Annotated in this window: 10 protein-coding genes; 6 read left to right on the top strand and 4 right to left on the bottom strand. The window is 73.0% G+C overall.

Annotated features, from left to right (window positions below):
• Positions 1–2: 2 nt before the first annotated feature.
• Together ACIP64_RS32650 and ACIP64_RS32655 are read right to left on the bottom strand one after the other, a co-directional pair.
• Positions 3–1589, bottom strand: coding sequence for a sugar ABC transporter ATP-binding protein (locus ACIP64_RS32650; protein WP_401593865.1), 1587 nt, complete (start codon positions 1587–1589; stop codon positions 3–5).
• A 115-nt stretch (positions 1590–1704) separates the two neighbouring features.
• A complete protein-coding gene (locus ACIP64_RS32655; protein ID WP_401593868.1) occupies positions 1705–2757 on the bottom strand; it encodes a sugar ABC transporter substrate-binding protein in 1053 nt (350 codons plus the stop codon).
• Positions 2758–3017: 260 nt separating this feature from the next.
• On the opposite strand from ACIP64_RS32655, the gene ACIP64_RS32660 reads away from it, so the two are divergent.
• From ACIP64_RS32660 to ACIP64_RS32685, 6 genes are all read left to right on the top strand, one after another.
• Positions 3018–4358, top strand: coding sequence for an enolase C-terminal domain-like protein (locus tag ACIP64_RS32660; protein WP_401593871.1), 1341 nt, complete (start codon positions 3018–3020; stop codon positions 4356–4358).
• Positions 4355–5119 carry an SDR family NAD(P)-dependent oxidoreductase gene (locus ACIP64_RS32665; protein WP_401593874.1) on the top strand — a complete coding sequence of 255 codons (765 nt, stop codon included), beginning with the start codon at positions 4355–4357 and terminating at the stop codon, positions 5117–5119. Before ACIP64_RS32660 ends, ACIP64_RS32665 begins: the two co-directional genes overlap by 4 nt.
• An 11-nt stretch (positions 5120–5130) precedes the next feature.
• On the top strand, positions 5131–6135 hold the full coding sequence (locus tag ACIP64_RS32670; RefSeq protein ID WP_401593877.1) for an aldo/keto reductase: 1005 nt from the start codon (positions 5131–5133) through the stop codon (positions 6133–6135).
• Entirely contained in the window at positions 6132–6443 is a 312-nt protein-coding gene (locus tag ACIP64_RS32675) for an L-rhamnose mutarotase (protein WP_401593879.1), read from the top strand. The genes ACIP64_RS32670 and ACIP64_RS32675 overlap by 4 nt, the downstream gene beginning before the upstream one ends.
• A complete protein-coding gene (locus tag ACIP64_RS32680; protein WP_401593882.1) occupies positions 6440–7294 on the top strand; it encodes an amidohydrolase family protein in 855 nt (284 codons plus the stop codon). Before ACIP64_RS32675 ends, ACIP64_RS32680 begins: the two co-directional genes overlap by 4 nt.
• 104 nt (positions 7295–7398) lie before the next feature.
• A complete protein-coding gene (locus ACIP64_RS32685) occupies positions 7399–9042 on the top strand; it encodes a PucR family transcriptional regulator (protein WP_401593885.1) in 1644 nt (547 codons plus the stop codon).
• Positions 9043–9082: 40 nt separating this feature from the next.
• Here the strand turns inward: ACIP64_RS32685 and ACIP64_RS32690 are convergent, their stop codons facing one another.
• On the bottom strand, positions 9083–10615 hold the full coding sequence (locus ACIP64_RS32690; protein WP_401593888.1) for an NCS1 family nucleobase:cation symporter-1: 1533 nt from the start codon (positions 10613–10615) through the stop codon (positions 9083–9085).
• 70 nt (positions 10616–10685) lie between these two features.
• Positions 10686–11708, bottom strand: a complete 1023-nt coding sequence (locus tag ACIP64_RS32695; protein WP_401593891.1) for a TIGR03842 family LLM class F420-dependent oxidoreductase — start codon at positions 11706–11708, stop codon at positions 10686–10688.
• Between the last annotated feature and the right edge of the window lie 21 nt (positions 11709–11729).

The raw sequence follows: 11729 nt of genomic DNA on the forward strand, positions 1-11729 counted from the left end.
GACTACCTTTCCTGCTCTGAGGGGCCGGCGTCACCGGCGGTGCCGGACGCTCCGGCGGACGGGGCGCGGGACACGCCCTCCATGGCGGCGACCAGTTCCTCGTCCCGCCAGCCCCGGTCGAACTCCGCGACGACCCGGCCGTGGAACATCGCCACGATCCGGTCGCAGGCCCTCAGGTCGTCCAGTTCGTCGGAGATGATCAGTGCCGCCCGGCCCGCGCCGGCGACCTGGCGGATCCTGCCGAGCAGGAACTCCTTGGACCGCACGTCCACGCCGTTGGTCGGGCGGACCGCCACCAGGACGTGCGGGTCGGTGGCGAGGGCGCGGGCGACCACGACCTTCTGCTGGTTGCCGCCGGACAGCGCGGAGACGGGAGTGGCGAAGCCCGGGGTCCTGATGTCCAGGTCCTCGATCATCCGCTCGGCGAAGTCCCGTGTGCGCGAGGGGAGGACGGTGCCGAACGGCCCGAGCTGGTCGGTCACGGTCAGGGTCGCGTTCTCGGCCACGCTGCGGTTGGCGACCAGTCCCTGGTGGTGCCGGTCCTCGGGCACCAGGCCCACGCCCGCCGCGAGGGCGTCGGGCACCCCGCCGGCCCGCACCGGGCGCCCGGCGACGGCGATCCGCCCGGTGTCGGCGCGGTGCAGTCCGGCGAGCGTCTCGCCGAGCCGCACGGCGCCGCTCGCGGTGGCTCCCGCGAGGCCCACCACCTCGCCGGCCCGTACCGAGAGGCTGACGTCCTCGTACGCCCCGTCGAGGGTCAGTCCGGTCACGGAGAGCAATTCCGGCCCGTCGTCCGCTGCCGCGGGGGCGGTCTCGGCGGCGGCCCACGGCTGCGCGGCGCCCGCGGACTCCCCCGTCATCGCCTCCACCAGGGCGTCGTGGCCGATCTCGGCCACGGGCGCGGTGACGATGTGGCGGGCGTCCCGGTACACGGTGACGGTGCTGCAGAGGTCGTAGACCTCCTGCAGGTGGTGGGAGATGAACAGGAAGGCGACGCCCTGCCGTTGCAGGTCACGGAGCTTGTCGAACAGGCGCGAGATGCCACCGGCGTCCAGGCGCGCGGTGGGCTCGTCCAGGATGATGAAGCGCGCGCCGAAGGACAGGGCGCGCGCGATCTCCACGAACTGCCGCTGCTCGACGGTGAGGTCGCGGGCCCGGGCGGCGGGGTCGATGTCGACCCCGTACTCGGCGAGCAGGTCCTGGGCCCGCTGCCGCAGGGTCCTCCACCGGATGGGCCGCAGGGAGCCGGCGCTCTGCCGGTTGAGGAAGAGGTTCTCGGCCACCGACAGCTCCCCGATGACCGTGGAGCGCTGGTAGACGCAGGCGACCCGGGCGCGCCAGGCGTCGGTGTCCCCGAACGAGGGAGCCGGCGCGCCGGAGAAGCGCAGGCTCCCCGCGTCGGGCTGGTACAGGCCGGTGAGGATGTTGACGAGGGTGGACTTGCCCGCGCCGTTGCGGCCGACGAGTGCGTGCGACTCGCCGGCGGCGACCGAGATGCGGGCGTCGCGCAGCGCCACGGTGGCGCCGAAGCGTTTGCCGATCCCGGTCGCCTCGGCCACGGGGGGCGGCGCGGTGGCGGGGTCCGCCATGGTGGATTCCGTTCTGCGGATGCGGTGCGTGCGGGTGCGGTGCGTGCGTACGGGTGGGCGGCGGGCGGGGCCGGAGCGGGCCGGTGCGGCCGGACCGGCCCCGGGCCGCCGCGGATCAGCCGATGTTGTTGCCCCACAGGGCCTTGTCGTCGACGTTGTCCTTGGTCACCAGAGGCGCCGGGAGCTGGTCCTCCAGGCCGTTGGGGATGGCGATGATGGTGGAGTCGTGGTCGGTCGGGCCGGCCTGGAAGGTCTTGCCCTCGGCGGCGGCCTTGGCGTAGAAGAGCGCGTACTTGGCGTACAGGTCGGCGGGCTGGGAGACGGTGGCGTCGATCTCGCCCTTGCGGATCGCGTCGAACTCCTGCGGGATGCCGTCGTTGGAGATGATGAAGATGTGGCCCTTCTGCCCGGCCGGCTTGAGCAGGCCCTTCTGCTTCAGCAGGGCGAGGGTGGGCTGCAGGAAGACGCCGCCGGCCTGCATGTAGATGCCGCCGAGGTCGGGGTGCTGGGCGAGCAGGCTCTGCAGCTTGGCCGACGCCACGTCACCCTTCCAGTCGGTCGGCAGCTCGAAGACCCGGATCCCGGGGAACTTCTCCTTCATGCAGGCCGCGAACGCCTCGGAGCGGTCGCGTCCGTTGATGGAGTCCAGGGCTCCCTGGAACTCGGCGATCTTGCCCTTGCCGCCCATCTGCTCGCCGAGGAACTCGCACGCCTTGGTGCCGTACGCCTTGTTGTCGGCGCGGACGACCATGTAGACGTCGCCCTTGTCGGGGCGGGTGTCCACACTGACGACCGGGATCTTCTTGCCGGCCAGGGTGTCGAGCGTGGAGGCGATCGCGCCGGTGTCCTGAGGGGCCATCACGACGGACTTCGCGCCGGTGTTCTCGAAGACCTGGACGTTGGCCACGAGCTTGGTGACGTCGTTCTGCGAGTTGCTGCGCGGCAGGGCGTTCAGGCCGTCGTCCTTGATGCCCTGCTCGATGTACTGCGCGTAGGAGTTCCAGAAGTCGGAGTCGGAGCGCGGCAGGTCGATGCCGATGGCCGGCTTCTTGTCACCACCTGCCCCGGCGGTGCTGTCGCTGCCGCGGTTGCAGGCGGTGGCGAGGGCGGCCAACGCAAGTGCGGCCGCGGCAACCGCGGCGGTGGAGCGCGTACGGGCGAGCTTCATGGCCGTGTTCTCTCCTTGCCCAGGGCGGGGGCGATTCATCCGAGGTATCGCGGACGAGAAGGAAAGTAAGTCCGTCGTGCTGTCATGACAACCCCCTGTACGGACACGATCGGACGAATCCGTTGCCCATCGGGCGCGGCACACCCATCCGTCACAGACATCCGAGGAATGGATTGCCAGCCCCGGCCGATGGCGCTTACAGTCACCCTGGCGCGAGACCTCCGATGTCTCGCCCATGGCCGAGCGTGAAAGGCAGCCAGTTGTCCGCGACCTCCGCCTGTATCACCGCGATCGACACCCACGACATCCGCTTCCCCACCTCACGGGAACTGGACGGGTCCGACGCGATGAACCCGGATCCCGACTATTCCGCCGCGTACGTGGTGCTGCGCACCGACGCCGGCGACGGCCTGGAGGGGCACGGCTTCGTCTTCACCATCGGACGCGGCAACGACGTCCAGGTCGCGGCCATCGAAGCGCTGCGCCCGCACCTGATCGGCCGCCCGGTGGACGAGGTGTGCGCCGACCCCGGCTCGGTCGCCCGCGACCTGACCGGTGACAGCCAGCTGCGCTGGCTGGGCCCCGAGAAGGGCGTGATGCACATGGCGATCGGCGCCGTCGTCAACGCCGTGTGGGACCTGGCCGCCAAGCGCGCCGACAAGCCGCTGTGGCGCTTCCTGGCCGACGCCGAACCCGAATGGCTGGTCTCCCAGGTCGACTTCCGCTACATCGCCGACGCCCTCACCCCCGAACGCGCCCTGGAACTGCTGCGGCGCGGCAAGGAGGGCGCGGCCGCCCGCGCCGCCGGGCTGCGGGAACGGGGCTATCCCGGCTACACCACCTCGCCCGGCTGGCTCGGCTACTCCGACGAGAAGCTGACCCGGCTCGCCAAGCAGGCGGTCGCCGACGGCTTCACCCAGATCAAGCTGAAGGTCGGCGCCGACCTGGAGGACGACGTCCGCCGGCTGCGCGCCGCCCGCGCCGCCGTCGGCCCCGACGTGCGCATCGCGATCGACGCCAACCAGCGCTGGAACGTCGGCGAGGCCGTGGCCTGGGTGAACGCGCTCGGCGAGTTCGAGCCGTACTGGATCGAGGAGCCGACCTCGCCCGACGACGTCCTCGGCCACGCCGCCGTCCGCGAGGCCGTGGCCCCGGTGCGGGTCGCCACCGGCGAGCACGTGCAGAACCGCATCGTCTTCAAGCAGTTGCTGCAGGCCGGGGCGCTCGACGTGCTCCAGATCGACGCGGCGCGCGTCGGCGGTGTCAACGAGAACCTGGCCATCCTGCTGCTGGCCGCCGCCTTCGGTGTGCCGGTCTGTCCGCACGCGGGCGGCGTGGGGCTGTGCGAACTGGTGCAGCACCTGTCGATGTTCGACTACGTGGCGCTGTCCGGCACCACCGAGGACCGCGTCATCGAGTACGTGGACCACCTCCACGAGCACTTCGTCACCCCGGTCGTCATCCGGCACGGCCACTACACCGCTCCCGCGGAACCCGGCTTCTCGGCGCAGATGAGACCGGAATCGATCGACGAATTCCGCTACCCGGACGGTACGTTCTGGGTGGCCGACCGGGCAGGGCAGGAAGGACAGACGGCATGAGCGAACTGGACGGGCTGAGCGGGCTCGCCGCCCTGGTGACGGGCGGCGCCTCGGGAATCGGACTGGCCACCGCGCGGCTCCTCGCGGCGCGCGGCGCCCGGGTCGCCGTGCTCGACCTCGCGCCCGGCGCGCTGCCGGAACCGCTGCTGGCCTTCAAGGCGGACGTGTCCGACGACGCCTCCACGCGGGCCGCCGTCGACGCGGCGGCGCAGGAGCTGGGCGGTCTCGACATCGTGGTCAACAACGCCGGGATCGGCGCCGCGGGCACCATCGAGGACAACCCCGACGAGCAGTGGCACCGCGTGCTCGACGTCAACGTCCTCGGCATGGTCCGCACCACCCGCGCGGCCCTCCCCCACCTGCGGCGCTCCGCCCACGCGTCGGTCGTCAACACCTGCTCGATCGCCGCCACCGCGGGGCTGCCCCAGCGCGCCCTGTACAGCGCGAGCAAGGGCGCGGTCCTGTCGCTGACGCTGGCGATGGCGGCCGACCACGTCCGCGAGGGCATCCGCGTCAACTGCGTCAACCCCGGCACCGCCGACACCCCGTGGGTGGCGCGCCTGCTGGACGCCGCCGACGACCCCGAGGCCGAGCGCGCCGCGCTGCGGGCCCGGCAGCCCATGGGCCGCCTGGTGACCGCGGACGAGGTGGCCGCCGCCATCGCCTACCTGGCGAGCCCCGCCGCGGCCTCGGTCACCGGCACCGCGCTCGCGGTCGACGGCGGCATGGCCGGGCTGCGCCTGCGCCCGGCAGGGCAATGAGGGGAGCGGGGATGCGACGCAACACCCTCGGCCGCAGCGGCGTCCCCGTGACCGCGGTGGGCTTCGGCTCCGCGGCCCTCGGCAACCTGTTCACACCGGTCACCGACGAGGCGGCGGCGCAGGCCGTGGACGCCGCCTGGGACGCGGGCATCCGCTTCTTCGACACCGCCCCGCACTACGGCCTGGGGCTGTCCGAGCGGCGGCTCGGCGCCGCCCTGCGCGACCGGCCGCGCGAGCAGTACACGGTCTCGACCAAGGTCGGTCGCCTTCTGGAGCCCGCCGGGGACGGCGGCGCGGCGGTCGGCGACGACCTGGCGAACGGCTTCGCCGTCCCCGCCGACCACCGCCGGGTCTGGGACTTCAGCGCCGACGGCGTGCGCCGCAGCATCGAGGACAGCCTGCGGCGCCTCGGCCTCGACCGCATCGACGTCGTCTTCCTGCACGATCCCGACGACCACGCGGAAGAGGCCTTCGGCCAGGGCTACCCCGCCCTGGAGAAGCTGCGGTCCGAGGGAGTCGTGGACGCCATCGGCGCCGGCATGAACCAGACGGGCATGCTCGCGCGCTTCCTGCGCGACACCGACGTGGACGTGGTGCTGATGGCCGGCCGCTACACGCTGCTGGAGCAGGAGGGCCTCGCCGAAGTGCTGCCGGAGGCGGCGGTGCGCGGGAAGAGCGTGGTCGTCGGCGGGGTCTTCAACTCCGGCCTACTGATCGACCCGCGCCCGGACTCCCGGTACGAGTACGCCCCGGTCCCCGCCCCCGTCCTGGCCCGCGCCCGCCGTCTCCAGTCCGTCACCGGCCGCCACGGCGTCCCCCTGCGCGCGGCGGCCCAGCGCTTCCCCGCCGCGCATCCGGCCGTGGCGAGCGTGCTGCTGGGGCTCCGCTCGCCCGCGGAGGTGCGCGACGCCGAGGCGATGCACCAGCACCCGCTGCCGGCCGCGCTCTGGGACGACCTGCGCGCCGAGGGACTGCTCGGCGCCGAGACGCCCGTACCCCCCGGGGAGGCGTCGTGAAGGTCGCGCTGCACACCACGGTCCGCGCCGACCGGATCGGGGAGTACGAGGCGGCTCACCGCGAGGTGCCCGAGGAGCTCACCACCGCGATCCGCGCCGCGGGCGTGCGCGCGTGGACCATCTGGCGCAGCGGAACCGATCTGTTCCACCTCCTGGACGTGGACGACTACCCGGCGATGATCGCCGCGCTGGAGGGCCTGCCCGTCAACATCGCCTGGCAGGCGCGGATGGCGGAGCTCCTGGACGTCGCGCACGACTACTCGGCGGACGGCGCCGGGGCGACCCTGCCGGTGGTGTGGGAGCTGTGACCGTGCCGCACGGCGTCGTGGACGCCCACCACCACGTCTGGGACCTCGCCGTCCGCGACCAGGACTGGCTCACCGGCGAGCGGCTGGCCCCGCTGCGCCGCTCGTTCTCCGTCGCCGACCTGGAACCCGAGGCGCGGGCGGCGGGCGTCACCGCCACCGTCCTCGTCCAGACCGTCACCGTCGCCGAGGAGACACCGGAGTTCCTCGCCCTCGCCGCGCCGGGCGGTCTCGTCGCCGGGGTCGTGGGCTGGACCGACCTGACGGACCCCGCGGTCGCCGACCGGCTCGCGGCCCTGCGCGAACTGCCCGGCGGGGAGCGCCTGGTGGGCATCCGCCACCAGGTGCAGGGCGAGCCCGACCCGGAGTGGCTGCTCCGCGCCGACGTGCAGCGCGGGCTGCGCGCCGTGGCCGAGGCGGGTCTGGTGTACGACCTGGTGGTGCTGGCCGAGCAACTGCCGGCGGCAACCAAGGCGGCGGCGCTCCTGCCGGAGCTGGTGTTCGTCCTGGACCACCTGGGCAAACCCCCCATCGCCGCGGGAACGTTGCGGCCGTGGGCGGACGACCTGCGGGCGCTGGCCGCGCTGCCCAACGCCGTCTGCAAGCTGTCCGGCATGGTCACCGAGGCCGACTGGGACTCCTGGACCACCGCCGACCTCGCGCCCTACGCCGGCACCGTGCTGGACGCCTTCGGCCCGGACCGCCTGATGTTCGGCTCCGACTGGCCGGTCTCGCGGCTCGCCGCCTCCTACGCCGAGGTCGTCGACGCCGCCCGCACCCTGACCGACGGCCTCGCCCCGGCCGAGCGGGACGCGGTGTTCTCCGGGACCGCCCGCCGCGTCTACGGCATCTGACCCGCGGGTGAGCGGCCCGGGAAGCTCGGGCCGCTCACCCGCCCGGTCGCGGCGACGGTGACTAGACTCCCACCCCTGGCAGGACGAGGGACGGGCGTGATCGCGTGGGCGACGACAGACCGGACGCACCCCCGCCGCACACGGCGGGTCGGCTGACCGTGCGCGACGTCCTGGACCTGGACCTCGTCACGCCCTGGGGGCCGGAGGTCGTCGCCGGCTCCGCGCACCTGCACCGCGCGGTGCGCTGGCTGCACGTCGCCGAGGCGCTGGACGTCGGGGTCATGCTCAGCGGCGGGGAGATGGTGCTCACCACCGGTCTGCTGCTGGCGGGCGACGAACGGGCCCAGCGCGAGTACGTGGAGTCGATGCAGCGGGCCGACGTCGCCGCCGTGGTCCTGGGCCTCGGCCGCGCCTTCCGCACCACGCCCGAGCCGATGCGGCGGGCCGCCGAGCGCTGCGGGGTGCCGCTGATCGTGCTGCACCGGCCCGCGCCGTTCGCCCGGCTCACCGAGGAGGTGCACGCGCGCCTGGTGCACGGCCGGTTCGCCGCCCTCGACCTGTCGGAACGGATACGGTCCTCGCTGACCGTGCTCAATCTCTCCGGCGCGACGCTGCAACGGGTGCTGGACGAGATCGCCGCGCTGAGCGGCTGCCCGGCGCTCGTGGTCAACCTCGCGCAGCGCGTGCTGGCCTCGGCCGGGGACCAGGGGTCGCTCAACGGCCTGCTGCGGGACTGGGAGCGGGTCTCCCGGCAGGTGGCCGAGCTCGCGGGGAGCGGGGCGGTGACGGTCGGACCGGACGGCTGGATCGTGGCGCCGCTGGAGGCCCGGGGCCAGCAGTGGGGCCGGCTGGTGCTCGTCGGCCACCAGGGCACGGAGGAGTCGGGCCGGGTGCTGGGGGCGCGCGCCGCCGAGGCGCTGGCCATGCACCGCCTGCTGGGCGACCGCGACCGGGGCTGGGAGGACCAGGCCGCCGAGTCGCTGCTGCTCGACCTGGCCTCGGGCACCGCCCGCCCCGAGCAGTTGCTGACCCGGGTGCGCGCGGCGGGGCTCCCGGTCAACCGGCGCGTCTTCGTTCCCGTGGTCGTACGCCCCCTCGGTCCGGCGCCGGACGGCAGGGACGACCTTCCCGAGCTGATCGAGCACGCGCTGGCCGAGCATCCGGACGTGGCGGGCCTGGTGGCCCGGATCGGCCCGGCGGGCACGGCGGTGCTGCTCAGCGTCCCGTACGGGCAGGACACCGATGCCGCCGTGCGGCGGGTCGCGGTCCAGGTGCACGAGGAACTGGCGGCCCGGGGCCGCACGGCGGTCGCCGGGGCGGGCTTCGGCTGCCGCGAACTGGACGAGGTGCGGCGCTCCTTCGTCGAGGCGGTGCACGTCGCGGACGCGGCGGTGGCCGGGCCCCCGGCGTCACCCGTGGCCCGGCTGCGGGACGTGCGGCTGCGCGGCCTGGTCCGGCTGCTGCGGGACGAGCCGGAACTCCAGGCCTTCATCGGGCGGGAGCTGGGCCCGCTGCTGCGGAACCCGGCGCTGCTGGAGGCGCTGCGCGCCTATCTGGACACCGGCCGCAACAAGTCGGCGGCGGCGCAGATGCACCACGTCAGCCGGCCGGCGTTCTACCGGCGGCTGCAGAGCATCGAGGCCCTGCTCGGCATCGACCTGGACGACTGGGAGCAGCTGACCTCGCTGTACGTCGCGCTCCTCGCGCACGAGGCGCAGCGCGCCGCGGGGCCCGGGGCCGACCGCTGAGGCGGCCGGGGCCCGGGCCCCGCGCACGGGCGGCCGGAGGTCAGCTCCTGCGGTCGGGGGCGAGCCGGGTCAGCAGGAGGTAGACGACCAGGGACGCAGCCAGGCCGACGGCCCAGCCGTAGTCGGCGAGCGGCTTGAGGAACGGGATCATGCCGTCGACGGGGAACGGCCCCTGCTTGACGCCCTTGGCGTCGAGCCCGGAGTGCGAGCCGCCGATGGCGAGGACGCCGCCCACGGTGAAGGCCGCCAGCGCCCGCCAGTTCCAGCCGCCGTCGTACCAGTAGCGTCCCTCCGTCCGGTACAGGTCCGCGAGTTCGAGCCGGGTACGGCGGACGATCCAGTAGTCGGCGATGAGGATGCCGGCCACGGTGCCGAGCAGTCCGCCGACCGTGCCGAGCCAGGTGAAGATGTACGCCTGCGGGCTCGCCAGCAGCTTCCACGGGAAGATGACGACGCCCACCACGGCGGTGATCAGGGCACCGGTGCGGAAGCTGATCCGGCGCGGCGCGATGTTGGACAGGTCGAAGGCGGGCGAGACCACGTTGGCCGCGATGTTCACCGACAAGGTGGCCACCAGGACCGTGATCAGCGCGAAGAGCACCCCGGCCCAGTTGTCCAGCTTCGCGGCCAGCGCCACCGGGTCCCAGATCGGTTCCCCGTACACGGCCTGCGAGCCCGAGGTGACCAGCACCGAGAGCAGCGCGAACAGCGTCATCGTGGTCGGCAGGCCCAGGGACTGGCCCCACAGCTGGGCGCGCTGCCCGGCGGCGTAGCGGGTGAAGTCGGGGATGTTGAGGGAGAGCGTCGACCAGAAGCCGATCATGCCCATGAGCGCGGGGAAGAAGACCTTCCAGAACCCGGATCCCCAGCCGAGCGCGGAGGGCTGGTCGAGCAGCGGGCCCAGGCCGCCGGCCTTGTTCGTCATCCAGATCAGCAGCGCGATGGCGCCGACGATGACGAAGGGCGCCGCCCAGTTCTCGAAGCGGCGGACCATCTCCATGCCGCGCACGATGATCGCGACCTGAATGATCCAGAAGACGACGAAGGACAGCCACTGCGTCCACGGGTATCCGCCGATCGTCCCGGCGCTCGCCCACGAGTCGCCGAAGAGCTTCCCGGCGAGCAGGAAGATGCCGGAGCCGCCGATCCAGGTCTGGATGCCGAACCAGACGCAGGCGACCGCGGCCCGGACCAGGGCGGGCAGGTTGGCGCCGCGCACCCCGAACGACGCACGGGCGAACACCGGGAAGGGGATGCCGTACTTGGGGCCGGCGTGGCCGGTGAGCAGCATCGGCACCAGCACGACGACATTGGCGAGGGCGATGGTGAGGACCGCCTGCTTCCAGTCCATGCCGAGGGCGACCAGGCCCGAGGCGAGGGTCCAGGAAGCGACGTTGTGGGCCATGCCGACCCACAGGGCGGTGAAGTTGTACGTGGTCCACTTCCGTTGGGCGAGCGGTACCGGAAGCAGGTCCTGGTTGGCGTAGGGGCCGGAGGGAATCGCGTCGGGCGCGAGCTCGACGCGGCCGTCGGCCCCGGCTCTGCCGGCCGGCGGTGGAGCGGTGGCTGTCATGGCAGCCCCCTTCGTTCGAGGCGGGGATCGGGGATCGAACGTGCCGTGCGGGGGGATGAAGGGGCCGGGGTCAGCCGCGGAGTGCGGGAATGACGGTGGAGCCGTAGACGTCGATCACGGACTCCTTGGCGTCCTGCATGTCGTACAGGGCGAACTGGTCGACGCCGAGGGCCTTCAGGGCGCGCAGCTTCTCGATGTGCTGCTCCGCGGTGCCGATGAGGCAGAAGCGGTCGACGATCTCGTCGGGGACGAACGCGGTGTCGGGGTTGCCGGTGCGGCCGTGGTGCGAGTAGTCGTACCCCTCGCGGGCCTTGATGTAATCCGTCAGCTCCTGGGGGACGGCGGCGGACTCCTCCCCGTACTTGGTCACCAGGTCGGCGACGTGGTTGCCGACCATGCCGCCGAACCAGCGGCACTGCTCGCGGGCGTGGGCCAGGGCCTGCGGCGAGTCGTCCTCGGTGACGTAGGCGGGCGCGGCCACGCAGACCTTCACCGCCGACGGGTCGCGGCCGGCGGCCACCGCCGCGTCCTTGACCGCCTTGACCATCCACTCCGTCAGATAGACGTCGGCGAGCTGCAGGATGAAGCCGTCCGCCTTCGCCCCAGTGATCGCCAGTGCCTTCGGACCGTACGCCGCCATCCACACCGGCAGTTCGGCACCGGGGCGCACCCAGGGGAACTTCACCACCGTGCCGCCGCCGAGGTCCACCTCGCGTCCCTCGGCGAGTTCGCGGATGACGTGCATGGCCTCCTCTATTCGGGCGAGGGTGTTGGGCTTGCGGCCCGCGACCCGCATCGCGGAGTCGCCGCGGCCGATGCCGCAGATCGTCCGGTCGCCGAACATCTCGTTCAGCGTCGCGAAGGTGGAGGCGGTCACCTCCCAGGTACGGGTACCCGGGTTGGTGACCATCGGCCCGACGACCAGCCGCTCGGTCCGCGCCAGGATCTGGCTGTGGATGACGAACGGCTCCTGCCACAGCACGGTCGAGTCGAACGTCCAGCCATGGGTGAAGCCGTTGCGCTCGGCGCGCCGCATGAGCTCGACGACCCCGGCGGCGGGCGGGTCCGTCTGCAGGACGAGACCAAAATCCATTGCTCTGCTCCCTGGGGTGGC

This window comes from Streptomyces sp. NPDC088733 (assembly GCF_044751185.1).
Taxonomy (GTDB): domain Bacteria; phylum Actinomycetota; class Actinomycetes; order Streptomycetales; family Streptomycetaceae; genus Actinacidiphila.